A 26,326-nucleotide genomic window follows, 5' to 3' on the forward strand; every position below is an offset into this window, starting at 1 on the left:
CCGCATCCCCAGCGCCTAGACCCGTGGCATGCCTGGTGACATTTTTGACAATCGTGGACGCGGCTCTGCCGGCTGGTCCTGGCCTTCCATCCATCCCGAAGGCCGCAAGTTCGGGGCGATAGCCGCGGCCATCGCCGTCTTCGTGATGATCGTCGGCGGCAGCCTGCTGGCTTGGCCGTTCGTGTTCCTCACGCTTGGGGTGCTGGCCTTCTTCCGCGATCCCGTCCGCGTCACGCCGCGCGATGACCGCTTCATCGTCGCGCCCGCCGATGGCCTCATCACGCTGATCCAGAAGGTGGCGCCGCCGCGCGAACTGTCGGCAGACGACGGCAGCGGCGTTGCCGCGATGGACCCGACGCCGGTGACCCGCGTGTCGATCTTCATGTCGGTGTTCGACGTGCACGTGAACCGTACCCCGATCGGCGGGACGATTCGCCGCGTGGTCTATATCCCCGGCAAGTTCCTCAATGCCGATCTCGACAAAGCGAGCGAAGAGAACGAGCGCCAGCACTTCCTGGTCGAGCGCAGCGACGGGGTGAAGGTCGGCTTCACCCAGATCGCCGGCCTCGTGGCGCGCCGCATCGTGCCTTTCGTCAAGACCGGTGACATCGTCGCCGTGGGGCAGCGGGTCGGCCTGATCCGGTTCGGCAGCCGTGTCGATGTCTATCTTCCGGTCGGCACCGAGCCGAAGGTCCTGATCGGGCAGCGGGTCGTGGCGGGCGAGACGATTCTTGCCGAGATCGGCGATGCACCGCTGATCGAGGGCGTCAGCCAGTGAGCCTTGCCGACGACGGCGAGGATCTGCGCGAATCCTACTCCGGAGAAGATTTCGGGCGGCATCGTCTGCCGCGCGGGCTGACCCTGCGGGCGCTCGTGCCCAATGCGATCACCTCGGCGGCGCTATGCTGCGGCCTGACCGGAATCCGCTTCGCCATAGGTGGGGATTTCCGCGCGGCGGTGCTGGCGATCATCCTCGCCGGGATGCTCGACGGGATCGACGGCCGCGTGGCGCGCCTGATGAAGGCGCAGTCCCGCTTTGGCGCCGAACTGGACAGCCTGTCCGACGCGATCTCGTTTGGTGTCGCACCTGCACTGGTGCTTTACCTGTGGTCGTTGCAGTCGGTGCCCCGCTTCGGCTGGTTCGCGGCCCTGGCCCTGGCCGTATGCTGCGCGCTGCGTCTTGCCCGCTTCAATGCGCGTATCGACATGGCGGAACAGCCGCACAAGTCGGCCGGCTTTTTGACCGGCGTGCCGGCCCCGGCCGGCGCGGGCCTTGCGTTCCTGCCGATTTATCTGTGGATCGCCAGCGGCCGCGAGGAATTCCGCAACCCGGCGCTCGTCGCCGTCTGGGCGGCGATCATCGCGTTCATGATGATTTCAAATCTCGCGACGCCCGGCTGGTCTTCGTTCCGGCCACGCAAGACCATCCGCCTCGAGGTGATCGCCCTAACCGGCCTGGTCTTCGCGGCCCTTTTGACCGAACCATGGCTGACGCTGGTCGGAATCTGCGCCGTCTATCTTGCGCTGATTCCCGTCGGTGTATTCCGCTACGCGCGGCTCAAGCGGCAGCGCGGCGTCCCGGCGTGATGGTCCGAACGGGCTGACGCGCAGCGCGGGCGCCCGCGCGGCGCGGGCCGGCGATCGGGGGCTGGCCAAAGGCGGAGGCCGGGGCCAGCGTCGCCTGGACTTCCACGTCCCGGCCGCCGAGATCGGACAGACGCGTCAGCTGCGACAGGAACTGGCGATCCTGCATGATGCAGTCGGCCTGCTGCAGCGTACGCGCATCGGCAAGCACCTGCCGGATCGAGCCCATCTGGCTTCGCAACGTGAACGCCATGGCGGCGATGCCGGCAAATCCGGCTCCGAAGATGGCGGTGGATGCGAGGATGGCGATCATGGCGGGAGCCTTTCCGGTGGCAATGCAGCAAGCCGCTGTCATCGTCCGACCTGTGACGATTATGACAGCGAATGCGATTGTTGTGGATAACCAGACTATTCCTGAACGGTTCCTGTTGACGCCGTTCCTGAGCCTTTTGTTCCATCTTTGTTCGCTTGCGTCAACCTGATTCATCAGGATGATCGTGTTTTGTTCTAAGCGTCTGTACCTACTGATTAAACATCCGAATCCCACGCGTTTCCGGCCTTCATGGTCTGTCACCCTGTACTTAAGGGAGGGTTTGCTCGCAGGTGGACGCAATTGTGGGGCGGGTTGCCGTAGTTTCATCAGGGGGCTGGATTTGTCCGGGGGCAGCGGCTAAGCGCGGCCCAGCTCATCGGCGATTCGCGGCAAGTCCGCCCGGATCGTGACCTTGGGCCAGTCCACATGGGATGCGCACATACCGGTGCCAGCAGCGGGTTCTCCGCGCGGTTCCAGCGTCCCAGAGGTGAAACCGGAAAGGAAATATCTATGGCGGCTCCCGTCGTCACCATGCAGCAGCTGATCGAGGCCGGTGCCCACTTCGGCCACCAGACCCACCGCTGGAACCCGCGCATGAAGCCGTACATCTTCGGCGCGCGCAACGGCATCCACATCCTCGACCTGTCGCAGACCGTTCCCCTGATGTCGCGCGCGCTCGAGTTCATCTCGGCCACCGTCCAGGCCGGCGGCAAGGTTCTCTTCGTCGGCACCAAGCGCCAGGCGCAGGAGCCGATCGCCGAGGCCGCCCGCGCTTCGGGCCAGCACTACGTCAACCACCGCTGGCTGGGCGGCATGCTCACCAACTGGAAGACCATCTCGGGCTCGATCAAGCGCTTCAAGGCGCTGGAAGAGCAGCTGTCGGGTGACACCGCCGGCCTCACCAAGAAGGAAGTCCTCCAGCTGACCCGCGAGCGCGACAAGTTCGAGCTCTCGCTCGGCGGTATCCGCGACATGGGCGGCATCCCCGACGTGATGTTCGTGATCGACGCCAACAAGGAAGAGCTGGCGATCAAGGAAGCCAACGTGCTGGGTATCCCGGTCGTGGCGATCCTCGACTCGAACGTCTCGCCCGAAGGCATCGCGTTCCCGATCCCGGCGAACGACGACGCCAGCCGCGCGATTCGTCTCTACTGCGAAGCGGTTGCCGCTGCCGCGACCAAGGGTGGCCGTGACGCCGCCTACGCCTCGGGCGTGGACCTCGGCGCGATGGCCGAGCCGGTTGCCGAAGAGGCGATCGAAGCCTGATTTCGGAATGATGGCGGGGCGGGGGTGTATGCATCCCCGTCACCGAATTGTCCCGTTTGACGACTAGGGCCGCGGCGCGTGCAGCCGCGGCCGCACCGTTTACCCAAAAAGGACCAACGCAATGGCTTATACCGCCGCTGACGTGAAGAACCTGCGCGAGCGCACCGGCGCCGGCATGATGGACTGCAAGAAGGCGCTCGACGAAGCCGCCGGCGATTTCGAAGCCGCGGTTGACGCGCTGCGCGCCAAGGGCCTCGCCGCCGCCGCCAAGAAGTCGAGCCGCACCGCGGCCGAGGGCCTCGTCGGCGTGGCCGTCTCGGGCACCAAGGGCGTTGCCCTCGAAGTGAACTCGGAAACCGACTTCGTCGCCAAGAACGACCAGTTCCAGGACTTCGTGCGCAAGGCGACCGAAGTGGCGCTGGAAACCGGCGCCGACGACGTCGAGCAGCTCAAGGGCGCAGCCTACCCCGACGGTGGCACGGTTGCCGACAAGCTGACCAACAACGTCGCCACGATCGGTGAAAACCAGCAGCTGCGTCGCATCAAGCACGTCGCCGTGACCAACGGCATCGTCGTGCCCTACATGCACAACGCCGCCGCCACCAACCTCGGCAAGATCGGCGTGCTCGTCGCGCTCGAGTCCGAAGCACCGGCCGACGTGCTCGAAGCGCTGGGCAAGCAGATCGCGATGCACATCGCCGCTGCCTTCCCGCTCGCGCTCAACGCCGAGGACCTCGACGCCGAACTGATCGCCCGCGAGCGCAAGATCGCGGCTGAGAAGGCGGCCGAGAGCGGCAAGCCCGCCGAAGTCCAGGCCAAGATGGTCGACGGCGCCGTGGCGAAGTACGCCAAGGAAAACGCCCTGCTCTCGCAGCTCTTCGTGATGGACAACAAGACCCCCATCGCGCAGGTCGTCGAAGCCGCTGGCAAGGCTGCCGGCACCAAGATCGTTCTCGCCGACTACGTCCGCTTCCAGCTGGGCGAAGGCATCGAGAAGGAAGAGTCCGACTTCGCCGCCGAAGTGGCTGCCGCCGCCGGCCTGAAGTAAGCCTCTGAACCATTGCGTCCCCGCGCGGCGGGACCATCGCCCGGCATCGGCCGGTTTATGGTCCACGTCGTCGCGGGGATCCTTGCGTCTGCGAAATGCGCCCGGCGCCCTTGGCACGCGGCGCGTGCTGCGTATAAGGGCGCAACATTCGCCGCGCGCGCCGGGCCTTGCCCCGGCTGTCCCGGCCGCCGAATGCCACCGCCGAACAACGCCGTGCCAGTGCGAGAGACAGGATTCCCATGACCAGCCCCGCGACGTTCAAGCGCATCCTGCTCAAGCTCTCGGGCGAGGTGCTGATGGGCAACCAGCAGTTCGGTATCGACACCGACTTCGTTGCCGCGCTCGCCGCCGAAGTGAAGGCGGCGAAGGAAACCGGCCTCGAGATCTGCCTTGTCATCGGTGGCGGCAATATCTTCCGCGGCATGGCGGGCGCCGCCAAGGGCATGGACCGTGCCCAGGCCGACTACATGGGCATGCTCGCCACGGTGATGAATGCGCTGGCGATGCAGTCCGCGCTGGAAAAGCTCGGCGTCGACACCCGCGTACAATCTGCTGTGCAGATGGACCAGGTGTGCGAGCCGGTGATCCGCCGCCGTGCCGAGCGCCACCTGGCCAAGGACCGGGTGGTGATCTTCGCCGCCGGTGTCGGCGCCCCCTATTTCACCACCGATTCTGGCGCCGCGCTGCGTGCCGCCGAGATGCAGTGCGATGCCCTGTTCAAGGGCACCAGCGTCGATGGCGTGTACAACGCCGATCCCAAGAAGGATCCCGCCGCCAAGCGCTTCGACACGATCGACTACGACACCGTGCTCGCCCAGAACCTTCAGGTGATGGACGCCTCGGCCGTGGCGCTGTGCCGCGACAACAACATTCCCATCGTCGTGTTCTCGATCCGCGAGCAGGGCAATCTTGCCCGCGTCCTGGCGGGTGAGGGGACGCAGACCACCGTTCGGAAGGAAGCCTGATCCATGGCAAAGTATGACAAGGGCGATCTCGAGCGCCGCATGAAGGGCGCCGTCGAATCGCTCAAGGGCGATCTCGCGGGTCTTCGCACCGGCCGCGCCAACACCGCGCTGCTCGATCCCGTGATGGTCGAGGTCTATGGCAGCCACATGCCGCTCAACCAGCTCGCCACCGTCTCGGCGCCCGAGCCGCGCCTGCTCTCGGTGCAGGTGTGGGACCGCTCGAACGTCGGCCCGGTCGAGAAGGCGATCCGTTCGGCGGGTCTCGGCCTTAACCCGATCAACGACGGCAACAACCTGCGCCTGCCGATCCCCGACCTAACTGAAGAGCGCCGCAAGGAGCTGGCCAAGCTCGCCAGCAAGTATGCGGAAGGGGCCCGCATCGCCGTGCGCAACGTGCGCCGCGACGGCATGGAAGCGCTCAAGGCCGACGAGGCCAAGAAGGAAATCTCGGAAGACGAGCGCAAGCGTCTCGAAACCGAAGTCCAGAAGCTGACCGACGAGACGATCAAGGCACTCGACGAAGCCGCGACCCAGAAGGAAAAGGAAATCCTGGGCAAGTGAGCGCCGCGCCCGTTCCCGTGCCGGTATCCCGCGATGGGGGAGGCGATGCCCCCCTCGCGCGCCATGTCGCCATCATCATGGATGGCAACGGGCGCTGGGCGAAGAAGCGCTTCATGCCGCGTGCCTTCGGGCACAAGCGCGGGGTCGATGCGGTGCGGGCGACCGTGCGCGCCGCCGGCGATCTGGGTCTCGAGGCGCTGACGCTCTACGCGTTCAGCTCGGAGAACTGGAAGCGTCCGGCCGACGAGATCTCGGACCTGATGAACCTGCTGCGAGTGTTCATCCGCAGCGACCTCGACGAGATCGACCGCAATGGCGTGCGCCTGCGCATCATCGGCGACTATAAGGCGCTGGCTCCCGACCTGGTCGAGCTGATCGACGATGCCATCGCGCGCACCGCGGGCAACACCCGCCTGACCCTGGCGATCGCGCTCAACTACGGTTCGCAGCAGGAAATCGCGCGTGCCGCAGCCAAGGCGGCGGCCAAGGGAGAGATCACGCCCGAGACGATCGCGGCCGAGCTGGACACCGCAGACCTGCCGCCGCTCGACCTGCTGATCCGCACCTCGGGCGAAGTGCGCCTGTCGAACTTCCTGCTGTGGCAGGCCGCCTATGCCGAGATGGTCTTTACCCCCGTGCTCTGGCCCGACTTCACTCCCGATCACCTGCGCGCGGCACTCGACCAGTTCGCCGAGCGGGAGCGCCGCTTTGGCGGACGCTGAGATCCCGGCGCCGGCCCCGTCCGCGGGCCCTGCGGCGTCCAAGCGTTCGGACCTGCCGGTGCGGCTCGCCTCCGCGGTGGTCATGCTGGCGGTGGCGGGGCTCGCCGTGTGGCGCGGCGGTGTTGCACTCGACGGATTCATCGCGCTGGTCGGCCTGGTGGTCTACGGCGAGTACGTCAGGCTTGCCGCACGCATCGCACCCGATCCGGCGCGGATGACCGCGGCGGTCATTACCGGGGCGATCTACATCGGCTGGGCCGCGCTCGCGCTGATTGTCATGCCCGTGCCGCTGTTGATCGGGGTGATGGGCCTCGTGATCGCCACCGACACCGGCGCCTATTTCACCGGCCGCGCGCTGGGTGGCCCCAAGATCGCGCCGCGCATCAGTCCGTCCAAGACCTGGTCGGGGCTGGCCGGCGGCATGGCGGCGGCAGGCGTATGGACCGCCCTGTTCACGCTAGGCGGCGCCTGGCTCATCAGCGCGATCGGGCCGGTCGGGCCGAGCCTTGCCGAAGCCCTGCACATCGCCAACCTCGGTATCGCGGCGCTGGCCGGCGCGGTGCTGGCCATCGCGGCACAGGCCGGGGATTTCTACGAATCGTGGCTCAAGCGGCGCGCCGGCGTCAAGGATTCCTCGCGGCTGATCCCGGGACATGGCGGTTTCTTCGACCGCGTCGACGGGCTCCTGCCGGTGGCGATCATCGTCGGCACGGCTTGGGCCCTGGGAGCATCTGCATGAACTTGCGCAGCATTTCGGTGCTCGGCGCCACCGGCTCGATCGGGGACTCGACGCTCGACCTCGTGCGCCGCAACCGCGACGCCTTTCGCGTCGTCGCGCTCACCGCACATGGCCGTATCGAGGAACTGGCGGCTTTGGCGCGCGAGTTCGGCGCCGAGGTCGCGGTGGTGGCCGATCCCGAACGCCTGTCAGACCTGCGTGCCGCGCTCGCCGGAACCTCGATTGAAGCCGCCGCAGGGCCCGAGGCGTTGGTCGAGGCCGCGGCGCGCGGCGCGGACATTACCGTGGCCGCGATCGTCGGCTGCGCGGGACTTGCCCCGACGATGGCGGCGATCGAGTGCGGCCGCACGGTCGCGCTCGCCAACAAGGAAGCGCTGGTGTCTGCCGGCGAGGTGATGACCGCCGCCGTCGCGCGCAGCGGCGCCACGCTGCTGCCGGTCGATTCCGAGCATAATGCGATCTTCCAGTGCCTGTGCGGCAACGATCCGGCGCATGTGCGGATGATCACGCTGACCGCCAGTGGCGGGCCGTTCCGCGACTGGGCGGGCGACAGGCTGGTCCATGCGACACCGGCCGAGGCGGTCAAGCACCCCAATTGGTCGATGGGCGCCAAGATCAGCGTCGATTCGGCGACGATGATGAACAAGGGTCTCGAGTTCATCGAGGCCTATCATCTGTTCCCCGTCGGGGTCGAACGGCTGCGCATCCTGGTGCATCCGCAATCGGTGGTGCATTCGATGGTCGAGTATCGCGACGGCTCGACGCTGGCGCAGCTCGGGCCCTCGGACATGCGCGTGCCGATCGCCTCCGCGCTCGCCTGGCCGGCGCGCATGGACACGCCCTGCGCGCCGCTCGACCTGGCCGAGATCGGTGAACTGACGTTCCGCCGTCCCGACGAGTCGCGCTTTCCCGCGACGCGCCTGGCGCGCGAGGCGGTGATCGCGGGCGGGGCGGCACCGGCCGTGCTCAATGCCGCCAACGAAGTGGCCGTAGCCGCCTTTCTTGCCGGTAAGATTGGGTTCACCCGGATCGTGGCATGTGTCGAGGATGTGCTCGCGCGCGGCCTGCCGCCCGCACCCGCCGCGCTGGCGGACGTGATGGCGGTGGATCATGAAGCCCGCGTGCGCGCCGCCGCGTGCATGGAGCCCGTTCGTTGATGCAGCATCCCGGCTTTCTGACAAGCCTCCTCGGTTTCCTGCTCGTGCTGGGACCACTGGTCTTCCTGCACGAGCTGGGCCACTACCTCGTCGGCCGCTGGTGCGGGGTGAAGGCCGACGTCTTCTCGATCGGGTTCGGCAAGGAACTGGTCGGCTGGACCGACAAGCGCGGTACGCGCTGGAAGCTGTCGCTGCTGCCGCTGGGTGGATACGTCCAGTTCGCGGGCGACATGAGTCCGACGAGCAAGCCCAGTGCCGAATGGCTGGCGCTGCCCGCCGAGGAGCGCAACCGCACGTTCCAGGCCAAGCGCCTGTGGCAGCGCGCGCTGATCGTGCTGGCAGGACCCGTCACCAACCTGCTGGTCGCACTCGTCATCCTGTCGGGCTTTACGCTGGCCTATGGCAAGCTGGTGGTCCCGCCGGTCGTCGGCGTGATCCAGCCCGGCTCGGTCGCGCAGGCTGCCGGGATGAAGGTCGGCGATCGCATCGTCAGCCTGCGCGGCGCCGGCGTCGACACCTTCATGGACGTCAAGCTGGCGGTCGCCCAGCACCCTGGCGAGCCGCTCGACGTGGTGGTCGAGCGCGGCGGTCAGCGCCTGCCGCTGCGCGCGGTGGCCGGGGTCAAGACCGAGAGCGATCGTTTCGGCAATGTCCAGAAGATCGGCTTCATGGGAATCGGCCCGGCCAGCGTGCAGGTCGTGCGTGTCGGCCCGCTCGAGGCCGTGGCGGATGGCGCGCGGCAGGTGCGCAGCATCGTCGACATGATGGTCACCGGGATCGTCCAGATCGTCTCCGGCCAGCGCGAGGTCAAGGAGCTGGGCGGGCCGATCAAGATCGCCAAGTTCTCGGGCGAGCAGCTCGTCTCGGGCTGGCAGCCGTTCGTGTTCTTCGTCGCCCTGATCTCGATTAATCTGGGATTCATCAATCTCTTGCCAATTCCGGTGCTCGATGGCGGGCACCTTGCGTTCTACCTGGCCGAGGCGGTGCGCCGCCGGCCGGTGAGTGCGCGGGGCCAGGAATGGGCCTTCCGCGCAGGTCTTGCGCTGGTGGTGGTGCTGATGGTCGTCGTGACGGTCAATGATGTCGCCTCGCTCGACCTGGTTCGTTCGGCGGGGCGGCTGTTGGGAGCGAAGGGTTTCGGCGGTTGAACCGTTAGACGACGAGGACGCTGCCGCTGGGTCCGGCAGCGAGCCGAGGGGCCGTATCATCGCCACAGGGGTCGTGGCCGGCAAACTTTCGACATTTTCCACAATAAGCAGGGCGAATGCGATGCCCCGCGATGTGCTTGCTTGATTGGCGCATCGGCATCGGGCACAGGGCTGCGATGCCGGATTGCGGCAGAAGCTGACGAAGGCCGCCGGTCACGGCGGCGCAATGCGAATTTCAGACGGGATGGCGCTTGGTGATGAATGAACGGTACGCGAGCCTGACCGCCCCCGCCGCTGCGCGGGCATCGACCTGCATGGTGGCGCTGCTCGCTTCGACGATGCTGGCCAACGCCGCGCTGGCTCAAGATGCCGTGCCTGCGCCTGCTACCCGGTCGGCAAAGTCGGCCAAGCCGGCCAAGGGTGCGCAAAGGGTGCCTGTGGCGGCCCCGTCTGCCGCCGCCCCGTCGGCCGCTGCCGCTCCTGTCGCCGCTGCCCCGGCCGAGCCGGCGCAGACCGTCAGCTCGATCACGATCGAGGGCGCCCAGCGCCTCGAGTCCGACACCATCCGCTCGTACATCCGCCTGCGCGAAGGCGATCGCTACACCCAGGCCGTCGCCGACCAGGTGCTGAAGGACCTCTTCGCCACCGAGCTTTTCGCCGACGTGCAGGTGCGCAACAACGCCGGGGCCGTGACCATCCAGGTCAAGGAGAACCCGGTCGTCAACCGCATCATCCTCGAGGGCAACAAGCGCCTCAAGGAAGACAAGATCCTGCCCGAGATCAAGCTCGCGGCACGCCAGATCTTCACGCGTTCCAAGGTGCGCGCCGACGTCTCGCGCATCATCGAGCTGTACAAGCGGCAGGGCCGCTTTGCCGCTTCGGTCGAACCGAAGATGGTCATGCTGGACCAGAACCGCGTCGACATTGTCTTCGAGATCAACGAAGGGCCTAAGTCCAAGGTCCGCCAGATCAACATCATCGGCAACGAGCAGTTCAGCGCCACCGAACTGCGCAGCGAGATGGTGACCAAGCAGTCGCGCGCGTTCCGCGTGTTCTCGTCGGGCACCAGCTACGACCCCGATCGCCTGGCCTTCGACCAGCAGAAGCTGCGCCAGTTCTACCTGACCAAGGGCTATGCCGATTTCCGCGTGGTCTCGGCCGTTGCCGAACTCACGCCCGACAAGCGCGACTTCATCATCACCTACGTGGTCGAGGAAGGGAAGCGCTACAAGTTCGGCGACATCAAGGTCGACAGCCAGCTGCGCGAGATCGACGGCGAGCAGCTGGTCAAGAAGCTGCCGATGAAGGCCGGCGACTGGTACAACGCCAAGCTGGTCGAAGACACCGTCGACAGCATCAGCGAGACCGCGGGCAGCTTGGGCTATGCCTTCGCCAACGTGCAGCCCGATTTTGCGCGCAACAAGGATGACCTGACCATGGGCATCAACTTCCGCATCGCGGAAGCGCCCCGGGTCTATGTCGAGCGCGTGGACGTCAACGGCAACACGCTGACGCAGGACAAGGTCATCCGCCGTGAATTCCGTCTCGCCGAAGGCGATGCGTTCAATTCGTACCAGATCAAGCGTTCGTCGAACCGCATCAAGTCGCTCGGCTACTTCCAGGAGAAGTTCGAGGTCGAGCAGAAGCCCGGCTCGTCGCCCGACCGCATCGCGCTCGAGGCGAACGTCGAGGAAAAGCCCACCGGCGAGCTTCAGCTGTCGGCCGGTTTCTCGAGCCTCGAGAGCTTCATCTTCCAGGCCTCGATCCGCCAGAACAACTTCCGCGGCCGCGGCCAGACGATCGGCACCAGCGTCGACTATTCGCGCTACTCGCGCAGCGTCCAGGTCAGCTTTACCGAGCCCTATCTGTTCGATCGCAACATCTCGATGGGCGTCGACGTCTATCGCCGCGACTACAACAGCTTCAACTACCTGAACGCCAACCGCAACACGACCTACAAGCAGACCACAACCGGCTTCCAGGTCCGCGCCGGCGTGCCGCTGACCGAGTACATGTCGCTGATCGGGCGCTACACGTTCAACATCGACAACGTGACGCTGGACCAGGATACCTACTACCTCAACGGCCAGTGCAGCCCGCTGCTCGCCGGTCGCTACCTGTGCGACGCGCTGGGTCGCCGCGTCAGCTCGATGGTCGGCACCTCGCTGGTCTACGACACGCTCGACAACCGCCTGCGCCCGACCAAGGGCACCACCTGGCAGGTGAGCGGCGACGTCGCGGGCCTGGGTGGTTCGGTGAAGTACGCGCGCATCACAGCCAACGGGGCGCACTACTGGCCGGTGCTCAAGGGCTTCGTGTTCAGCCTGCGCGGCGAGGGCGGGGCGATCACTCCGCTGGCCAGCCGCACCAACGACCCGACCATCGACGATATCCGCCTGACCGACCGCTTCTTCCTCGGCCAGCCGCAGATGCGCGGCTTCGACATCCGTGGCGTCGGTCCGCGCGTGCTGCGCAAGTACTACAACCGCAACGCCGACGGCACGTTTGGTGCGATCACCACCAATCGCGACCAGTGGGCCGACGACGCGCTGGGTGGCCGCTACTACTACATCGGCCATGCCGAGCTGGAGATCCCGCTGGGCGCCGGTGCGCGCGAAATGGGCCTGCGTCCCTCGATCTTCATGGATGCCGGCGCGGTCTGGGGCGTAAAGCGCCCGGCTACCAGCACCGGCGTCGTGCTCTACACCGACGCGCTGACCGGTCGCATCACGACCTCGGCGAGCGCTTCGGACGGTACCGCCAACTCCGCCTACCAGAAGTACGACGAGGTCTTCGTCGGCAATTCGCCCCAGCCGCGCATCTCGATCGGCGTGGGCGTCAACTGGAACTCGCCCTTCGGCCCGTTCCGTATCGACTTCGCCAAGGTCCTGAAAAAGGTCGATGGCGACGACACCCAGCCCATCACATTCAACGTGGGAACCCAGTTCTGATGAAACTCCGCATTGCCTCGGCCCTTATCGCGGGCCTGATGATCTCGGCTGCTCCTGCGGCCATGGCGCAGCAGAAGGCCGCCGCCGCTCCGGCCTCGACCGGTCCGGTCGCCAACGGCGTCGCTTTCGCCAACCCCTCGGCGATCGTCGGCTCGTCGGCCGCCTACCAGACGGCGCAGCAGCAGCGCCCGACGACCTACAAGTCGCAGATCGACCAGGCCAACACCCGCAGCCAGCAGATCAATGCCCAGCTCAAGCCGCTGGCCGACAAGTTCCAGGCTGACCAGAAGAACCCCAAGGCCGATCGCGCCGCGCTCCAGGCGCAGCTCGAGCAGATCCAGCAGATTCAGGAAGACGGCAAGCGCGAGATCCAGCAGATCCTCGCCCCGCTGAGCCTCTCGGAGCAGTACGTGATCGAGCAGATCAGCGACAAGCTGGCCGACGCCACCCAGCGCGCCATGACCAAGCGCCGCGCCACCATCGTGCTCGACGTGCAGAGCGTGGTGAAGGCCGATCCGTCGTCGAACATCAGCCAGGACATCCTGACCGAGCTCAACGCGCTGATCCCTTCGGCCCAGCTCGTGCCGCCCGCCGGCTGGATGCCGCGCGCCGAGCGTGAAGCGCAGGCCCAGCAGCAGGCTGCCCAGGGCCAGCAGGCTCCGGCCGCCGCCAACAACACCAAGGCGCCGCAGGGCCGCTGAGCGAGCAGGGACGGATCAGGGGAATGACCGAGGAAGTCCAGGGCGCCGCGACGGCGGCACCGCGTTCGTTCGACATCCGTGGGGTGATGGCGGCGCTGCCGCATCGCTACCCACTGCTGCTGGTCGACCGTGTCGAGGCGCTCGTGATCGACGAGCGCATCCACGCGGTGAAGGCCGTGAGCATGAACGAGCAGTTCTTCCAGGGTCATTTCCCCGGCCGTCCGATCATGCCCGGCGTGCTCCAGATCGAGGCGCTGGCGCAGGCCGCCGGCGTGCTCGCGGTGGAATCGCTGGGCCTCGCCGGCTCGGGCAAGCTGGTCTATTTCATGGCGATCGAGGATGCCAAGTTCCGCACGCCCGTGGAACCCGGCTGCCTGCTCGACCTCCACGTCGAGTTTACCCAGAAGCGCAGCCGCGTCTGCAAGTTCGCCGGCAAGGCGATGCTGGGTGACAAGATCGCCACCGAGTGCAGCTTCACCGCAATGATCGCCGACAGCTGACGCTGCGGGCGCTCTGCGCCACCAGACTCGACAAGCCGCGCCCTTTGCATTAGGGGCGCCGCTTTCGAGATTCACTTACCCGTTTCCCAGCTGCCGGTCGGAACCGGCGGCGCATCGGAGCAGTCCCATGAAGGCCAACATCCACCCCGACTACCACTTCATCAAGGTGCAGATGACCGACGGCACCGTGTTCGAAACTCGCTCCACCTGGGGCAAGGAAGGCGACACGCTGGCTCTCGACATCGATCCCACCTCGCACCCGGCGTGGACCGGTGGCAACCAGCGCCTGATGGACCAGGGCGGCCGTGTCGCTCAGTTCAACAAGCGTTTCGGTGGCCTCACCCTCAAGAAGGGCTGATTCGGCCATCGCCCGCGCCGGTCGAGGCCGGCGGCGGGCGAACGCACGAAACGGACGAGGGCGGCTTCGGCCGCCCTTTTTCGTGCCTGCGGATTTGTGGAATGGCGCATCGTCGAGCGCCCGCGATATTCCTGCACGCGATGAAACGCGGCGGCGCGCATGCTTGCCTTGCCGGCGTCCTGACATAAAGTGTCATCCCATGGCCACCACTTCGTCTTCCTCCGCCGGCTCGCTGGCCAATTCGCTGGATCGCCTGCTCGGCTACCAGCTGCGCCGTGCATCGAGCGTGATGATGGCGGATCTCGCGCGCGAGCTCGGCGCCTTCGACCTGCGCCCGGCAGAAGTGACGACGCTGCTGGTGATCGGCGACAATCCCGGCTGTTCGCAGACCGAGGTCGGGCAGGTGCTGGGGATCAAGCGCGCCAACATGGTCCCGATCGTCTCGCGGCTCATGGATCGCGGCCTTGTCGATCGCGAGAAGGCGGACGGCCGCAGCCACGCCCTTCGGCTGACCGAGGCCGGGCAGGCGACCGCGGCCGATGCCATCGATCGGATCGAGCGCCACGAAGCGCGTTTCTCGGCCCTGTTCGACCAGCCCACGCTCGATGCCCTGTTTTGCGCGCTCCCGCTGATCCGCGCCCAGCGCGACGACGGCGAGGGCTGAGGGGGTAGGGCGCTGGTAAGGCCGAGGCCGTCGCGCTCCCGCCGAAAAAGTTATCCCGGCGGCAACTTTCCCCTTTTCAACCCGGCCAGATTGTTGCAATGGCGCTCACCCGCGTCGAGCACTTCTCGAAGATGCCGGTACGGGATACGGAAAACGGCCCTCGGGCCTGCCGTTGTGGCGATCGTAGCTCAGTTGGTTAGAGCGCCGGTTTGTGGTACCGGAGGTCGGGGGTTCGAACCCCCTCGATCGCCCCATTTTCTCCACCGATATGATGGGGCCTAGGCCTAAAGGCGAACGCCCCCATCCTCTGTTTTGCTTGCCCTTGATCTGGCGCAATGGCAGAGCGGACGCGCCGGGCCATGCCCGGTGGAGAAGGATCCCAAGTTCGCCCCAATGCACGGTTTTGCCAATCCCGCCCGGTTTTTGCGGCTCGCCCGCTGGTTGATGCCGCTGCTGCTGGTCACGGGCCTGGTGCTGGCCTTCGGCGCCCTGGCCTGGGGCCTGTTCGTCGTCCCGCCCGACCGGTTGATGGGGCAGACGGTACGCATCCTGTTCATCCACGTACCCTGTGCCTGGCTGGGCATGGCGGGGTGGAGCACGATCGCGGTCTCGAGCATCATGGAGCTGGTCTGGCGTCACCCGCTTGCCGCCATCGCGGCGCGCGCGGCGGCGGTGCCCGGCGCGGTGTTCACCGCCATGTGCCTCGCCACCGGCTCGATCTGGGCGCGCCCGACCTGGGGCACCTGGTGGGTGTGGGACGGGCGGCTGACGAGCTTCCTCATCCTGCTGTTCCTTTATTTCGGCTACATCGCGCTGGCCGGTGCCGCACAGAAGGACGCGACCGCCGGTGGCGGCGCCAGCCGCGTGACCGCGATCTTCGGTCTCGTCGGCGCGATCAACATCCCGATCATCAACCGCTCAGTGGTGTGGTGGAACAGCCTGCACCAGCCCGCCTCGATCACGATGGGCAAGTCGTCGATCGATGCGGCGTTCCTCTGGCCCCTGCTGATCGCAGCGCTGGGTTTCTCGTGCATCTTCGGCGGGGTCGTCCTTGCGCGGATGCGCACGCTGCTGGCCGAGATCCAGGCCGAGGCGCGCCTGCGCCGCAAGGCAATGGCCTGACAGTTTCGACGGATAGGCATCTCATGCACGAACGCCTCGATCAATGGCACTACGTGGCCGCCGCGCTGACCATCGGCGTGGTCGGCACGATCCTGCTGGTGGCCTGGACCCTCTGGGCCATGCGCCGGGCAGAGGCGCGCCGCGACGCCGTACGCGGCAAGGACAGGAAGAACACCCGCCCATGAGCGGCATCAAGGCCAAGCACCAGCGTCTCGTACTGGTCGTCATCGCGCTCGTCGCGCTCATCGGCGCGGGGCTGCTCGCGGCCTGGGCGCTGTCGCGCCAGGCCAGCTATTTCTATGTGCCGAGCGACCTCGTCGCGCACCCGCCCGAGCAGGGCCGGGCGGTGCGGCTCGGCGGCATGGTCGAACGCGGCTCGATCAAGACGATGCCCGATGGCGTGACGATCAATTTCGTGGTCGGCGACGGCAAGGCGCGCGTGCCCGTGCGTTTCGCCGGGATCACCCCCGATCTTTTTGTCGAAGGCTCGGGCGTGGTCGCCGAAGGGCGCATGGAAGGGCAGACCTTCGTGGCCGACAACCTGCTCGCCAAGCATGACGAGAAATACGTGCCGCGCGAGATGAAGGACATGACCAGGGCGCAGGCCAAAGCCGTGGTGGCGGAGACGAAATGATCGCGGAACTCGGTCTCGCCATTCTGTGGATGGCAGCGGCGCTGGCGGTGCTGCAACTCGTCGCCGGCGCGCTCGCGCTGCGGCCGCAGGGCGCGGCGATGGTGGGCGTGGTGCGTCCAGTCGCGGTGGCGCAAGGGCTGATGGTGGCGCTGGCTTTCGCCGCGCTCGTCACTTTGTTCGTCACCACCGATCTGTCGGTCAAGCTCGTTGCCGAAAACAGCCACTCGGCCAAGCCGCTGATCTTCAAGATCGCGGGCACCTGGGGCAACCACGAAGGCTCGATGCTGCTGTGGGTGACGATCATGAGCCTCGCCGGCGCCTTCGTCGCGCTGGTGGAGCGGCGCCTGGCCGAGAACACGCTGCTCGCGACGCTGGCGGCACAGGCCTTCGTCAGCCTCGGCTTCTATGCCTTCCTGCTGCTCGCCTCCAATCCCTTCGCTCGGCTGGCCCAGCCCGCACCCGAGGGTGCCGGCCTCAATCCGCTGCTGCAGGACATCGGCCTCGCCTTCCACCCGCCCACGCTCTACGTCGGGTATGTCGGCCTCTCGATCGCGTTCAGCTTTGCCGTGGGTGCGCTGATCACGCGCGATGTCGGCCCGGCCTTCGCCCGCGCGATGCGTCCGTGGGTGCTGGGCGCCTGGATCTTCCTGACCGTCGGCATCACTGCGGGCTCGTACTGGGCCTATTATACACTCGGCTGGGGCGGCTGGTGGTTCTGGGACCCGGTCGAGAACGCCTCGCTCATGCCCTGGCTGGCCGCGACCGCGCTGCTTCACTCGGTTTCGGTGCTGGCCGCGCGCAACGCCCTGCGTGCCTGGACGGTCATGCTCGGCGTCGTCGCGTTCTCGATGTCGATGGTCGGTACGTTTCTCGTGCGCTCGGGCATCCTCACCTCGGTTCACGCCTTTGCGGTCGATCCGGCGCGCGGCAGCTTCATCCTCGTGCTGCTGGCCATCTATATCGGCGGCGCGCTGCTGCTGTTCGGCCTGCGCGCCGGCACGGTGACCGAAGGCGCACGCTTTGCCCCCGTCAGCCGCGAGGCGGCGCTGGTGTTCAACAACGTCATGCTGTGCGGCATCCTCGGCATCGTGCTCATGGGCACGCTCTATCCGCTGGTGACCGAAGCCTTCGGGGTCAAGGTCTCGGTCGGCCCGCCGTACTTCAACCCGGTTTCGGCGGTGTTCGCGCTGCCGATGGTGGTGGTCATGGCAGTCGGCCCGATCCTGCGCTGGAAGGACGACGGCGCCCGCCGCGTGGCCCCGGTCATGGCCGTGCCCGCGCTGATCGCGCTGGCCGGCACCGTGGCCGCGCTGCTCGCTGGCGTCGGGGTGCTGCCCGCACTCGGTCTCGGCCTTGGCGGTGCGCTGGCCTTGGCCAGCCTGCTGCCGCTGCGCGGGCGCAACTTGCGGCGTACGCCGCTGCCCACCTGGGGCATGGTCGTCGCGCACTTCGGGCTGGCGGTGGCGATGCTCGGCATGGCGAGCGAGAGCGCGTTTTCGATCGAGCGTCTTGCCGCGCTTAATCCCGGCGAGACGCGCAGTGTCGGTCCCTACAAGCTGACGCTCGACCGCATCGACCCCGTCGCCGGCCCCAACTGGACCGCGCTGCAGGCCAGCGTGTCCGCCCGCTACGACGGCGGCAGCGCCGTGGTCCTGCAGCCGCAAGCCCGCGTCTTTGCCAATCCGCCGGGCACGCGCACTGAATCCGCGCTGCTGACGCGCTGGAACGGCCAACTCTATGTCGTCCTGGGTGAAGAGGGCGAAGACGGCCGCTGGCAGATGCGTTTCTGGTGGAAGCCGTTCGTGCCGCTGATCTGGCTGGGCGGCCTGCTCGTTGGCCTTGGTGGCCTGCTGGCGCTGGTCGGCCGTGTGGCGCGCGATGTGAAGCGTCTGGTCGCGGCCGACAAAATCGCCTTCCGCCGCGAGAGGCAGGGCCGATGACCGCGTCTTCACCCAATTCTGCGCCGCGCCGGCCCGGCCTGGCGCTGTGGTTGCCGCTGATCATGTTCGCCGGTTTTCTCGGGCTGGTCGTCTATGGCCTTGCCCGCCCCGACAACCGCGAGGTGGCGAGCACGTTCATCGGCAAGCCGATCCCCGCCTTCGTGCTGCCACCCGCCAGCGACGAGCGTCCGGGCCTGGACAACGCGCACTTCACCGGCGGCAAGCCGCGCCTGCTCAACATCTTCGCCTCGTGGTGCGTACCCTGCGCGGTAGAAGCGCCGCAACTGGCGCAACTGACCGCAGCGGGCGCCGAGATCGACGGCGTTGCCATCCGCGACCGCAAGGACGATCTGGCGCGGTTCCTTGCCGCGAACGGCAATCCCTTCGCGCGGATCGGCAAGGACGATCTCAGCAAGGTCCAGATCGGCATCGGCTCGTCGGGCGTGCCCGAGACCTTCGTCGTCGATGCGCGCGGCGTGATCCGTTACCAGCACATCGGCGCGATCGTGCCCGACGACGTGCCGATGATCCTGCGCAAGCTGAAGGAAGCGGGCCAATGAGAACGCTTGGCGCCTTTGTTGCGGCGTTTTTGGTGCTGGCCCCGCTGGCGCCCGTTGCCGCGCAGGATAGCATGCCGCCCGCACCCTATGCCTATCGCCAGTTGCCCGATGCAGCGCAGGAGGCGAAGGCCCAGGCGCTGATGGAAACGCTGCGCTGTCTCAAGTGCCAGAGCCAGTCGATCGCAGATTCGGATGCCTCGATGGCCGGCGACATGCGCAACGAAGTGCGGCTGCGCATCGCCGCGGGTGAGCAGCCCGAGGCGATCCGCGCCTGGCTGATCGAGCGCTATGGCGACTATGTCAGCTATACGCCGCAGCTCAATACACTCACCTGGCCGCTGTTCGCGGCGCCCGCGGTGATCCTCGTGGTGGCAGCGCTGTTGCTGCGCGGGCGTTTTCGGCGAGGCAGGAAAGCATGACCTGGGTTCTGGTGATCGGCGTTGCCGCCGTCGTGTTCGGCCTCATGGTATGGATCGGCCGCTTGCCCCGCACCGGTTGGGAAGTGACCGGCGCCGCCCTGCTGTTCGGTCTGGCGGGCTATGCCCTGCAGGGCCACCCGGGCCTGCCCGGTGCGCCGACGGCCGCGGTCGAAAGCCCGGCCGTGGCGGATGCCACGCTGGTCAGGGAACGCCAGCAGATGGGCGACGCCTTCGGCAAGGGCCGCAGCTGGCTGATCCTCGCCGACGGGCTGACGCGGCAGGGGCAGTATCGTGCCGCGGCCGATCTGCTCGCCAAGGCTGCGCGCGACAACCCGGACGACCCCGATATCGAGGTCGCGCTGGGCAATGCGCTGGTCGGGCACAGCGAGGGCCTGATCACGCCCGCCGCGCAGTTCGCCTTCCGCCGTGCCGCCGCGATCGCGCCCGATCATCCGGGGCCGCCGTTCTTCATGGGGCTGGCGCTGGCGCAGTCCGGCCGGCTCGCCGACGCTCGCGCGATGTGGGCCGGGCTGCTCGCGCGCTCGCCCGCCGATGCGCCCTATCGCCCCGATCTCGAGATGCGGCTCAAGCGTCTCGACCAGCTGATCGCGGCCAGCAGCGCGCCCGCACGCTGATCGCATCGCCCGCATGGCCCCCACATGGGGGCTGCGCGGGAACAGGCACGGCCTTCAAGGCTTTGCTCACCATTGCTTCAGGTTACACGCCGGTGCTAATCGCCGCGCCGATTCGGCGTCTATCGTGGCGCCGGAACACTTTTTGAGCCGGGCCGGACGCAGTCCGTGAAGGCTGGGGACCGAATGCCATGACCGATTCCGTGGGTAATGCGGATACTGCCGTTGCGTCGCCTTCCGCGAGCGGCGGTGCAGGCCATCATGGCGCACATGGGCACGATTCCAGCCTGCTCAAGATGGCCGTCGGCGCCGTCGGCGTCGTGTTCGGCGACATCGGCACCAGCCCGCTCTACGCCTTGCGCGATACCTTTGCCGGGCATCACCGCCTCCCGCTCGACCAGACCCACGTCTATGGCATCATCAGCCTGATGTTCTGGTCGATGATGATCATCGTGACGCTCAAGTACGTCTCGGTCATCATGCGCGCGGACAACAAGGGCGAGGGGGGCAGCCTCGCGCTGCTGGCCCTCATCAACCAGCACACCGAGGGCAAGCGCTGGGGCCGGGGCATCATCCTGCTCGGCGTTTTCGCGACGGCGCTGTTCTACGGCGACTCGATGATCACCCCGGCGGTGTCGGTCATGGGCGCGATCGAGGGCCTGTCGGTCTATCAGCCGAGCATGCAGGGCTGGGTCGTGCCGATGGTGGTCGCGATCCTCATCGGGCTGTTCCTGATCCAGAGCCGCGGCACCGCAAAGGTTGCGACGTTCTTCGGCCCGATCATGCTGGTCTATTTCGCGACGATCGCGGTGCTCGGCGTGGTCAGCATCGCCGCCCATCCGCAGGTGATCGGCGCGCTGAGCCCGCATTATGCGGTGGCGATGTTCGCGCTCGACCCGTTCCGCGGGTTCCTGGCCATGGGCGCCGCCGTCCTCGCGGTGACCGGCGCGGAGGCCCTCTACGCCGACATGGGCCACTTCGGCCGCAACCCGATCCGCGTCTCGTGGCTGGCGCTGGTCCTGCCCGCACTGGTGCTCAACTACCTGGGCCAGGGTTCGCTGCTGATGCGTGAAGGCGCCTCGGCGCTGGTCAGCCCGTTCTATTATCTGGCGCCCGACTGGTTCCAGTGGCCGCTGCTCATCATCGCCAGCCTCGCCGCCGTCATCGCCTCGCAGGCGGTGATCTCGGGCGCCTTCTCGGTGACGCAGCAGGCGATCCAGCTCGGCTTCATCCCGCGCATGACGATCCGCCACACCAGCACCGCTGCGGGCCAGATCTTCATCCCGGTGATCAATTCGGCGCTGATGGTCGCGGTCATCCTGCTGGTGCTGGTGTTCCGCCATTCGTCGAACCTGACCGCCGCCTACGGCATCGCGGTGACCGGCGCGATGATGATCGACAACGTGCTGCTCGGCGTCGTGCTGATCAAGCTGTGGCACTGGCGCCCGGTGCTTGCCGGCGGACTGCTCGCGCTGTTCGTGGCGATCGACCTCGGGTACCTCGGCGCGAACCTCACCAAGATCCCCGACGGCGGCTGGGTGCCGCTGGTCATGGGCGTGACCATCTTCACCCTGCTGACCACCTGGTCGCGCGGTCGTGCGCTGATGCGCCAAGGCATGGCCGAAGGCTCGATCCCGCTTGAGGTCTTCACCAAGTCCGCCCATTCGAGCGCCGCTCGCGTGGCCGGTACCGCGATCTTCATGGCCTCGGCCTCCAACGGCGTTCCCTCGGCGCTGCTGCACAACATCAAGCACAACAAGGTGCTGCACGACCGCGTCATCATCCTGACCGTGGCGATCCAGGACGTGCCCTATGTCGATCTGGCGGAGCGGTCGGACGTCAAGGATTTCGGCAACGGCTTCTACCGCGTCAAGCTGCGCTTCGGTTTCCTCGAGGAGACCGACGTGCCCGCCGCGCTCAAGACTGTGACGATGTGCGGCGCGCCGTTCGACATGATGAAGACCAGCTTCTTCCTCTCGCGCCAGACGCTGATCCCCTCGGACAAGCCCGGCATGGCGCTGTGGCGCGAGAAGCTGTTCGCCTGGATGCTGCGCAATGCCGCCAGCGCGATGGAATTCTTCCGCCTGCCCACCAACCGCGTCGTCGAGCTGGGCAGCCAGCTGCGCATCTGATCGGCAAGGAAGGCCGCGCGCCCGGGAACGTGGCGCGTTGGCATTCCCGCCCATACGAAAACGGCCGGTCGCTCCGTGGGGAGCAGACCGGCCGTTCTGTTTTGGCTTGCGGATGAAGGAAGCGGCTTACTTCTTCATCGTGTCCGCTGCTTCGTCGGCACCCTGGGCAACGCGGTTGCCGAACTTGTCGGCGGCGGTGCCGGCCTTGTCCGCAGCGTGGTCGATCTTGTCGCCGGCGCGGTCGAGCTTGGCCGACGCATTGTCGGCGGCACGGTCGGCAGCGCGGCTGGCGTCGTTCACGGCCTTCGAGGCGGCATCCGAGACATTGTCCGCAGCCTTGTCGGCAGCGCGGCCAGCGTCGGCGGCAGCATTGCGCGCGTCATCAGCGGCCGAATCGGCTGCAGCAGCCGTCTTGTCCTGGGTCTTTTCCGAGCAGGCCGAGAGGCCGGCAGCGGCGATCATCAGGGCAGGGATGGCGAGGAAGTGCGTGCGCATAGGGTGGTCTCCCGTGTTTGACTTGGTCGGATGCGAAACGCGACCTCGCCAAACCGGTTCCCCGCTTAGTCGTGCGGCGTGGTCGTCTCGGCCTCGGCCACGGCTTCCTCTTTGCCAAGTCCATGGCGCAGCAGCATCGGCACTTGCGCGAAGGTGAACAGGAACGACAGCGCGCTGACGCCCCACAGCTTGGCGGTCAGCCAGCCGTCGAAGGTGAGGGCGTGCCGCAGCACTTCGTTGAGACCGGCGAGCGCCAGGAAGAACCACGCCCAGTTGCGCGACAACTTGCGCCAGCCATCGTCGTCCAACCCGTCGAACGCGCTCTGCAGCAGCGTGCGCAGCAGCGGCTTGCCCCGCATCAGGCCGACGAACAGCGCGCCCGAGAACAGCAGGTAGATCACGGTCGGCTTGATCTGGATCCAGAACGGATCGCCCAGGAATACGGTCAGCGTACCGAAGCCGAGGATCAGCGCGGTCGACAGCCATAGCATCGGTGAGATCTTGCCGAGGCGCCATTTCGACACCGCCAGCGCCACCACGGTCGCGACCATGAAGGCGATCGTGCTCTTGGTGATGGCGACGACCGAGCCGACGCCGTTGTCGCTCGCCTGCGCCGGGCTGAAGTGGCGATAGGCGAGGAAGAACACCAGCAGCGGGCCATAGTCCACGGCGAGGTTGACCCAGGAAGTCTTGGGCTTCGCCGAAGCCTGGGGTTTGGTGGTCGTCACGTCGCTCACTGGAATACCCCGGCGATGACCCGCGCGACCAGATCGGGGTCGAACGGGCGCAGGTCGTTGATCGTCTCGCCCACGCCGATGGCGTGGATCGGCAAGCCGTATTGCCCGGCGGCGGCCACCAGCACACCGCCGCGCGCCGTACCGTCGAGCTTGGTCATGACGAGGCCGGTGACGCCGGCCACATCCTTGAAGATTTCGATCTGCTGAAGCGCGTTCTGGCCGTTGGTCGCGTCGAGCACCAGCACCACGTCGTGCGGCGCCTCGGGGTTGAGGCGGCCGAGCACGCGGCGCACCTTGGCCAGCTCGTCCATCAGCTCGCGCTTGTTGTGCAGGCGCCCGGCGGTGTCGACGATCAGGACGTCGGTGCCGGCATCAGTCGCGGCCTTGACCGCGTCGAACACGATCGAGGCAGGGTCGCCACCCTCGGGCCCGGTGACGATCGGCACGCCGAGGCGATCCGCCCAGACCTTGAGCTGGCCGATCGCGGCGGCGCGGAAGGTGTCGCCCGCGGCCAGCATCACCGAATAGTCCAGTTCCTGGAACAGGTGCGCCAGCTTGGCGATCGTGGTGGTCTTGCCCGAACCGTTGACGCCGATGACGAGGATCACCTGCGGGCGCGGGAAAGCGACGATGTCGAGCGGCTTGGCAACGGGGCGCAGAATTGCCGCGATCTCGGTCGCGACCGCCTCGCGCAGGGCCTTGTCGTCCAGCCCCTCGTCAAAGCGTGCGGAGGAAAGACGCTCGCGGATGCGCGCGGCCGCACGGGGCCCAAGGTCGGCCATGATGAGCGCGTCCTCGATCTCGTCGAGCTGCGCCTCGGTCAGGCGGGTGGCGCCGCCGAACCCGGTGAGGCTGCCGGCGAGCCGCTCGGAGGTCTTGCGAAACCCTCCCAGCAGGCGATCCGACCAGCTGTCGCTACTCATGCCAGCATTCCTTCTTCGATCCCCGTCGGGGTCATCATCACCAATGCACCCGCTGCCGTGCCGGGGGGCAGGCGATAGGGCGCGAAATCGGGGCCATGGCCCGTGCCGTCGCGTTCGGCAAGCACTTGTGCCGGCAGTCCGACCCGCGTGCCGAGCCAGCGTGCCCGTTCCGCGGCCACGGCGGCGCGCAACTGCGCGGCCCGCGCCCGGATCACGGGCAGCGCAACCTGGGGCATCCGCGCGGCGGGCGTGCCGGGGCGCGCGGAATAGGGAAAGACATGGCCATGGACGATGCCGGCCGCCGCGATGATCGACAGGTTGTCGGCGTGCATCGCCTCGTCCTCGGTCGGAAAGCCGGCGATGAGGTCGGCGCCCAGCGCGATCTCGGGGCGGCGCGCGCGCAGCGTCTCGGCCAGCGCCAGCGCCTGCGCCCGGCTGTGGCGGCGCTTCATGCGCTTGAGCACCATGTCGGCGCCCGATTGCAGCGAGAGATGGACATGCGGCATGACCCGCACCTCGCTGCACAGCAGTTCGAGCAGCAGCGGGTCGATCTCGACCCCGTCGACCGAGGACAGCCGCAGGCGGGGCAGGGCGGGGAATGCGTGCAGGATCGCGGCAACGAGGTCACCGAGGCGCGGCGCCCCATTGAGGTCGGCGCCCCAGCTGGTCAGGTCGACGCCGGTCAGCACGACTTCGGCGACGCCCAGATCGACATGGCGCGCCACGATGTGCAGCACGTCCGCCACCGGCAGCGACCGGCTGGCGCCGCGCCCCTGCGGGATGATGCAGAAGGTGCAGGCGTGATCGCAGCCATTCTGCACCGCCACGAAGGCGCGGGTGTGCCGCTCCGAAGGCACGCGCGGCATGGGCGAGGCCGAGACCTGCCAGCGCGCGGGCAGCAGCTTGTCGGCATTGGGCACCACGCCGTCGACTTCGGCCATCGCGGCGAAGGCCTCGGGTTCGATCGTGGCGGCGCATCCGGTGACCAGCAGGCGCGCGTCGGGGTTGCCGCGGCGCAGGCGGCGGACGGCCTTGCGTGACTGGCGAACGGCCTCGGTGGTGACGGCGCAAGTGTTGACCACCAGCGTCGGAGTGGCGGCGCCGCGCAGCATGGCGCGGATCGCCTCGCTTTCCGACAGGTTCATCCGGCACCCCAGCGTGACGACCTCGGCGGGCGCGCCCGCGCTGGGGCTGTCGTTGTCAGAGGGGGTAGAGGGCATCGTCGAAGGCGCCATCGAAGCTGGCGCTCGCCGGCCCGGTCATCAGGATCGTGCCGTCCTCGCGCCAGGCGATGACGAGGCTGCCGCCCGGCAAGTCCACGCGCACCTGGCGCCCGGTCAGCCGGCGGCGCATGGCCGCGACCGCGGTGGCGCAGGCGCCGGTGCCGCAGGCGCGCGTCAGCCCCGCGCCGCGCTCCCACACGCGCAGGACGATATGATCCGGCCCGGCGACATGCGCGACGTTGACGTTGACCCGTTCGGGAAAGACGGGATCGGTCTCGATGATCGGACCGAGCCGCGCGAGATCGACGGCCTGCGCGTCCTCGACGAAGAACACCGCGTGCGGATTGCCGACATTGACCGCGACCGGGTCGGCCAGATCGTCCCAGCCAACCGGCATGGCCAGCGTGTCCATTGCATAGGCCAGGGGAATGGCGTCCCAGTCGAAGCGCGGCACGCCCATGTCGACGCTGATCCCGCTGTCACCGGCCTCGGCCTCGATCAGGCCGCCCGCGGTCTCGATCCGGGTGCGGCCGCCGAGCAGCAGGCCCACCGCGCGGCTGGCATTGCCACAGGCGCCGACTTCGCTGCCGTCGGGATTGAAGATCCGCATCGTCACGTCGGCCCGGCTCGAGGGTTCGAGCACGATCAACTGGTCGCAGCCGATGCCGGTGTGCCGGTCGGCCAGCGCGGCGGCGCGCTGCGCCGACATCGCCAGCGGCGCGGTACGGGCGTCGATCACCACGAAGTCGTTGCCGAGGCCGTGCATCTTGTGAAAGGGAATGCGCATGGCCCGCGATCTAGGCGTTCCGCCCCTCGCGCGCAATGGAGGGCA

The 26,326-nt window shown here is 67.5% G+C and carries 30 protein-coding genes and 1 tRNA gene; 25 read left to right on the forward strand and 6 right to left on the reverse strand.

Features of this window, described 5'->3' with window-relative positions; genetic code table 11:
* The first annotated feature begins 28 nt into the window (after window positions 1–28).
* Both V7Q48_RS00110 and V7Q48_RS00115 read left to right on the forward strand, forming a co-directional pair.
* On the forward strand, window positions 29–778 hold the full coding sequence (locus V7Q48_RS00110) for a phosphatidylserine decarboxylase (RefSeq protein WP_333835554.1): 750 nt from the start codon (window positions 29–31) through the stop codon (window positions 776–778).
* Window positions 775–1,587 carry a CDP-alcohol phosphatidyltransferase family protein gene (locus V7Q48_RS00115; protein ID WP_442947072.1) on the forward strand — a complete coding sequence of 271 codons (813 nt, stop codon included), beginning with the start codon at window positions 775–777 and terminating at the stop codon, window positions 1,585–1,587. The genes V7Q48_RS00110 and V7Q48_RS00115 overlap by 4 nt, the downstream gene beginning before the upstream one ends.
* Here the strand turns inward: V7Q48_RS00115 and V7Q48_RS00120 are convergent.
* A complete protein-coding gene (locus V7Q48_RS00120) occupies window positions 1,559–1,897 on the reverse strand; it encodes a hypothetical protein (protein WP_333835555.1) in 339 nt (112 codons plus the stop codon). The genes V7Q48_RS00115 and V7Q48_RS00120 overlap by 29 nt on opposite strands.
* Here V7Q48_RS00120 and V7Q48_RS00125 point away from each other — a divergent pair.
* The 23 genes from V7Q48_RS00125 (at window position 1,887) to V7Q48_RS00235 (ending at window position 22,116) form a co-directional block, all read left to right on the forward strand.
* Window positions 1,887–2,066 (forward strand): hypothetical protein, encoded by a 180-nt coding sequence (locus V7Q48_RS00125; RefSeq protein ID WP_333835556.1) that lies wholly within the window; start codon window positions 1,887–1,889, stop codon window positions 2,064–2,066. The two genes, V7Q48_RS00120 and V7Q48_RS00125, sit on opposite strands and share 11 nt — an antisense overlap.
* 341 nt (window positions 2,067–2,407) lie before the next feature.
* The gene (gene rpsB / locus V7Q48_RS00130; protein ID WP_333835557.1) at window positions 2,408–3,163 is read left to right on the forward strand and encodes a 30S ribosomal protein S2; all 756 of its coding nucleotides are present in this window, start codon (window positions 2,408–2,410) and stop codon (window positions 3,161–3,163) included.
* A gap of 121 nt (window positions 3,164–3,284) precedes the next feature.
* Window positions 3,285–4,211 carry a translation elongation factor Ts gene (gene tsf / locus V7Q48_RS00135; protein WP_333835558.1) on the forward strand — a complete coding sequence of 309 codons (927 nt, stop codon included), beginning with the start codon at window positions 3,285–3,287 and terminating at the stop codon, window positions 4,209–4,211.
* A 239-nt stretch (window positions 4,212–4,450) separates the two neighbouring features.
* Entirely contained in the window at window positions 4,451–5,176 is a 726-nt protein-coding gene (gene pyrH / locus V7Q48_RS00140) for a UMP kinase (RefSeq protein ID WP_333835559.1), read from the forward strand.
* Between the two features lie 3 nt (window positions 5,177–5,179).
* The gene (gene frr, locus V7Q48_RS00145) at window positions 5,180–5,737 is read left to right on the forward strand and encodes a ribosome recycling factor (protein ID WP_333835560.1); all 558 of its coding nucleotides are present in this window, start codon (window positions 5,180–5,182) and stop codon (window positions 5,735–5,737) included.
* 77 nt (window positions 5,738–5,814) lie between these two features.
* Window positions 5,815–6,459, forward strand: a complete 645-nt coding sequence (uppS, locus tag V7Q48_RS00150; RefSeq protein WP_333835743.1) for a polyprenyl diphosphate synthase — start codon at window positions 5,815–5,817, stop codon at window positions 6,457–6,459.
* The gene (locus tag V7Q48_RS00155) at window positions 6,446–7,198 is read left to right on the forward strand and encodes a phosphatidate cytidylyltransferase (protein WP_333835561.1); all 753 of its coding nucleotides are present in this window, start codon (window positions 6,446–6,448) and stop codon (window positions 7,196–7,198) included. Before uppS ends, V7Q48_RS00155 begins: the two co-directional genes overlap by 14 nt.
* Window positions 7,195–8,355 (forward strand): 1-deoxy-D-xylulose-5-phosphate reductoisomerase, encoded by a 1,161-nt coding sequence (locus V7Q48_RS00160; RefSeq protein WP_333835562.1) that lies wholly within the window; start codon window positions 7,195–7,197, stop codon window positions 8,353–8,355. Before V7Q48_RS00155 ends, V7Q48_RS00160 begins: the two co-directional genes overlap by 4 nt.
* On the forward strand, window positions 8,352–9,503 hold the full coding sequence (gene rseP, locus V7Q48_RS00165) for an RIP metalloprotease RseP (RefSeq protein WP_333835563.1): 1,152 nt from the start codon (window positions 8,352–8,354) through the stop codon (window positions 9,501–9,503). The genes V7Q48_RS00160 and rseP overlap by 4 nt, the downstream gene beginning before the upstream one ends.
* Window positions 9,504–9,760: 257 nt before the next feature.
* Window positions 9,761–12,454: an outer membrane protein assembly factor BamA gene (bamA, locus tag V7Q48_RS00170; protein WP_333835564.1), complete on the forward strand. Its 2,694-nt coding sequence runs from the start codon at window positions 9,761–9,763 to the stop codon at window positions 12,452–12,454.
* Entirely contained in the window at window positions 12,454–13,155 is a 702-nt protein-coding gene (locus tag V7Q48_RS00175; protein ID WP_333835565.1) for an OmpH family outer membrane protein, read from the forward strand. Before bamA ends, V7Q48_RS00175 begins: the two co-directional genes overlap by 1 nt.
* Window positions 13,156–13,178: 23 nt before the next feature.
* Window positions 13,179–13,655: a 3-hydroxyacyl-ACP dehydratase FabZ gene (fabZ, locus tag V7Q48_RS00180; protein ID WP_333835566.1), complete on the forward strand. Its 477-nt coding sequence runs from the start codon at window positions 13,179–13,181 to the stop codon at window positions 13,653–13,655.
* 127 nt (window positions 13,656–13,782) lie between these two features.
* On the forward strand, window positions 13,783–14,013 hold the full coding sequence (gene rpmE / locus V7Q48_RS00185; protein ID WP_333835567.1) for a 50S ribosomal protein L31: 231 nt from the start codon (window positions 13,783–13,785) through the stop codon (window positions 14,011–14,013).
* Window positions 14,014–14,212: 199 nt separating this feature from the next.
* Window positions 14,213–14,677, forward strand: coding sequence for a MarR family winged helix-turn-helix transcriptional regulator (locus tag V7Q48_RS00190; RefSeq protein WP_333835568.1), 465 nt, complete (start codon window positions 14,213–14,215; stop codon window positions 14,675–14,677).
* A gap of 177 nt (window positions 14,678–14,854) precedes the next feature.
* Window positions 14,855–14,931 (forward strand) — tRNA-His (locus V7Q48_RS00195).
* Between the two features lie 139 nt (window positions 14,932–15,070).
* The gene (gene ccmC / locus V7Q48_RS00200; protein ID WP_333835569.1) at window positions 15,071–15,799 is read left to right on the forward strand and encodes a heme ABC transporter permease CcmC; all 729 of its coding nucleotides are present in this window, start codon (window positions 15,071–15,073) and stop codon (window positions 15,797–15,799) included.
* Between the two features lie 23 nt (window positions 15,800–15,822).
* A complete protein-coding gene (locus tag V7Q48_RS00205; protein WP_333835570.1) occupies window positions 15,823–15,984 on the forward strand; it encodes a hypothetical protein in 162 nt (53 codons plus the stop codon).
* Window positions 15,981–16,433: a cytochrome c maturation protein CcmE gene (gene ccmE / locus V7Q48_RS00210; protein ID WP_333835571.1), complete on the forward strand. Its 453-nt coding sequence runs from the start codon at window positions 15,981–15,983 to the stop codon at window positions 16,431–16,433. Before V7Q48_RS00205 ends, ccmE begins: the two co-directional genes overlap by 4 nt.
* Window positions 16,430–18,373, forward strand: coding sequence for a heme lyase CcmF/NrfE family subunit (locus tag V7Q48_RS00215; protein ID WP_333835572.1), 1,944 nt, complete (start codon window positions 16,430–16,432; stop codon window positions 18,371–18,373). Before ccmE ends, V7Q48_RS00215 begins: the two co-directional genes overlap by 4 nt.
* Window positions 18,370–18,933: a redoxin family protein gene (locus V7Q48_RS00220; protein WP_333835573.1), complete on the forward strand. Its 564-nt coding sequence runs from the start codon at window positions 18,370–18,372 to the stop codon at window positions 18,931–18,933. Before V7Q48_RS00215 ends, V7Q48_RS00220 begins: the two co-directional genes overlap by 4 nt.
* A complete protein-coding gene (locus V7Q48_RS00225; protein WP_333835574.1) occupies window positions 18,930–19,352 on the forward strand; it encodes a cytochrome c-type biogenesis protein in 423 nt (140 codons plus the stop codon). Before V7Q48_RS00220 ends, V7Q48_RS00225 begins: the two co-directional genes overlap by 4 nt.
* Window positions 19,349–19,987, forward strand: coding sequence for a tetratricopeptide repeat protein (locus V7Q48_RS00230; protein ID WP_333835575.1), 639 nt, complete (start codon window positions 19,349–19,351; stop codon window positions 19,985–19,987). Before V7Q48_RS00225 ends, V7Q48_RS00230 begins: the two co-directional genes overlap by 4 nt.
* Before the next feature lie 188 nt (window positions 19,988–20,175).
* Window positions 20,176–22,116, forward strand: coding sequence for a potassium transporter Kup (locus tag V7Q48_RS00235; RefSeq protein WP_333835576.1), 1,941 nt, complete (start codon window positions 20,176–20,178; stop codon window positions 22,114–22,116).
* Between the two features lie 126 nt (window positions 22,117–22,242).
* On the opposite strand, the gene V7Q48_RS00240 is transcribed toward V7Q48_RS00235, so the two are convergent.
* From V7Q48_RS00240 to dapF, 5 genes are all read right to left on the reverse strand, one after another.
* A complete protein-coding gene (locus tag V7Q48_RS00240) occupies window positions 22,243–22,611 on the reverse strand; it encodes a hypothetical protein (protein WP_333835577.1) in 369 nt (122 codons plus the stop codon).
* A 65-nt stretch (window positions 22,612–22,676) separates the two neighbouring features.
* Window positions 22,677–23,339 carry an inner membrane-spanning protein YciB gene (locus V7Q48_RS00245; RefSeq protein WP_333835578.1) on the reverse strand — a complete coding sequence of 221 codons (663 nt, stop codon included), beginning with the start codon at window positions 23,337–23,339 and terminating at the stop codon, window positions 22,677–22,679.
* A 5-nt stretch (window positions 23,340–23,344) separates the two neighbouring features.
* Entirely contained in the window at window positions 23,345–24,271 is a 927-nt protein-coding gene (gene ftsY, locus V7Q48_RS00250) for a signal recognition particle-docking protein FtsY (RefSeq protein ID WP_333835579.1), read from the reverse strand.
* Complete coding sequence (locus tag V7Q48_RS00255; RefSeq protein WP_333835580.1) at window positions 24,268–25,491, reverse strand: MiaB/RimO family radical SAM methylthiotransferase; 1,224 nt, start codon at window positions 25,489–25,491, stop codon at window positions 24,268–24,270. Before V7Q48_RS00255 ends, ftsY begins: the two co-directional genes overlap by 4 nt.
* Window positions 25,472–26,281, reverse strand: coding sequence for a diaminopimelate epimerase (dapF, locus tag V7Q48_RS00260; protein WP_333835581.1), 810 nt, complete (start codon window positions 26,279–26,281; stop codon window positions 25,472–25,474). Before dapF ends, V7Q48_RS00255 begins: the two co-directional genes overlap by 20 nt.
* Between the last annotated feature and the right edge of the window lie 45 nt (window positions 26,282–26,326).

The sequence above is a fragment of the Novosphingobium sp. genome (genome assembly GCF_036803765.1).
Lineage (GTDB): Bacteria > Pseudomonadota > Alphaproteobacteria > Sphingomonadales > Sphingomonadaceae > Novosphingobium.

Coding starts and splice junctions, on each gene's coding strand:
- V7Q48_RS00255 (WP_333835580.1), bottom strand. CDS start 25,491: ATGCCCTCTACCCCCTCTGACAACGACAGCCCCAGCGCGGGCGCGCCC.
- V7Q48_RS00175 (WP_333835565.1), top strand. CDS start 12,454: ATGAAACTCCGCATTGCCTCGGCCCTTATCGCGGGCCTGATGATCTCG.
- frr (WP_333835560.1), top strand. CDS start 5,180: ATGGCAAAGTATGACAAGGGCGATCTCGAGCGCCGCATGAAGGGCGCC.
- V7Q48_RS00220 (WP_333835573.1), top strand. CDS start 18,370: ATGACCGCGTCTTCACCCAATTCTGCGCCGCGCCGGCCCGGCCTGGCG.
- V7Q48_RS00215 (WP_333835572.1), top strand. CDS start 16,430: ATGATCGCGGAACTCGGTCTCGCCATTCTGTGGATGGCAGCGGCGCTG.
- V7Q48_RS00235 (WP_333835576.1), top strand. CDS start 20,176: ATGACCGATTCCGTGGGTAATGCGGATACTGCCGTTGCGTCGCCTTCC.
- ftsY (WP_333835579.1), bottom strand. CDS start 24,271: ATGAGTAGCGACAGCTGGTCGGATCGCCTGCTGGGAGGGTTTCGCAAG.
- V7Q48_RS00225 (WP_333835574.1), top strand. CDS start 18,930: ATGAGAACGCTTGGCGCCTTTGTTGCGGCGTTTTTGGTGCTGGCCCCG.
- tsf (WP_333835558.1), top strand. CDS start 3,285: ATGGCTTATACCGCCGCTGACGTGAAGAACCTGCGCGAGCGCACCGGC.
- rpsB (WP_333835557.1), top strand. CDS start 2,408: ATGGCGGCTCCCGTCGTCACCATGCAGCAGCTGATCGAGGCCGGTGCC.
- V7Q48_RS00120 (WP_333835555.1), bottom strand. CDS start 1,897: ATGATCGCCATCCTCGCATCCACCGCCATCTTCGGAGCCGGATTTGCC.
- V7Q48_RS00160 (WP_333835562.1), top strand. CDS start 7,195: ATGAACTTGCGCAGCATTTCGGTGCTCGGCGCCACCGGCTCGATCGGG.
- rpmE (WP_333835567.1), top strand. CDS start 13,783: ATGAAGGCCAACATCCACCCCGACTACCACTTCATCAAGGTGCAGATG.
- V7Q48_RS00190 (WP_333835568.1), top strand. CDS start 14,213: ATGGCCACCACTTCGTCTTCCTCCGCCGGCTCGCTGGCCAATTCGCTG.
- V7Q48_RS00205 (WP_333835570.1), top strand. CDS start 15,823: ATGCACGAACGCCTCGATCAATGGCACTACGTGGCCGCCGCGCTGACC.
- V7Q48_RS00230 (WP_333835575.1), top strand. CDS start 19,349: ATGACCTGGGTTCTGGTGATCGGCGTTGCCGCCGTCGTGTTCGGCCTC.
- ccmC (WP_333835569.1), top strand. CDS start 15,071: ATGCACGGTTTTGCCAATCCCGCCCGGTTTTTGCGGCTCGCCCGCTGG.
- uppS (WP_333835743.1), top strand. CDS start 5,815: ATGGATGGCAACGGGCGCTGGGCGAAGAAGCGCTTCATGCCGCGTGCC.
- V7Q48_RS00125 (WP_333835556.1), top strand. CDS start 1,887: ATGGCGATCATGGCGGGAGCCTTTCCGGTGGCAATGCAGCAAGCCGCT.
- V7Q48_RS00240 (WP_333835577.1), bottom strand. CDS start 22,611: ATGCGCACGCACTTCCTCGCCATCCCTGCCCTGATGATCGCCGCTGCC.
- dapF (WP_333835581.1), bottom strand. CDS start 26,281: ATGCGCATTCCCTTTCACAAGATGCACGGCCTCGGCAACGACTTCGTG.
- V7Q48_RS00110 (WP_333835554.1), top strand. CDS start 29: ATGCCTGGTGACATTTTTGACAATCGTGGACGCGGCTCTGCCGGCTGG.
- bamA (WP_333835564.1), top strand. CDS start 9,761: ATGAATGAACGGTACGCGAGCCTGACCGCCCCCGCCGCTGCGCGGGCA.
- fabZ (WP_333835566.1), top strand. CDS start 13,179: ATGACCGAGGAAGTCCAGGGCGCCGCGACGGCGGCACCGCGTTCGTTC.
- pyrH (WP_333835559.1), top strand. CDS start 4,451: ATGACCAGCCCCGCGACGTTCAAGCGCATCCTGCTCAAGCTCTCGGGC.
- ccmE (WP_333835571.1), top strand. CDS start 15,981: ATGAGCGGCATCAAGGCCAAGCACCAGCGTCTCGTACTGGTCGTCATC.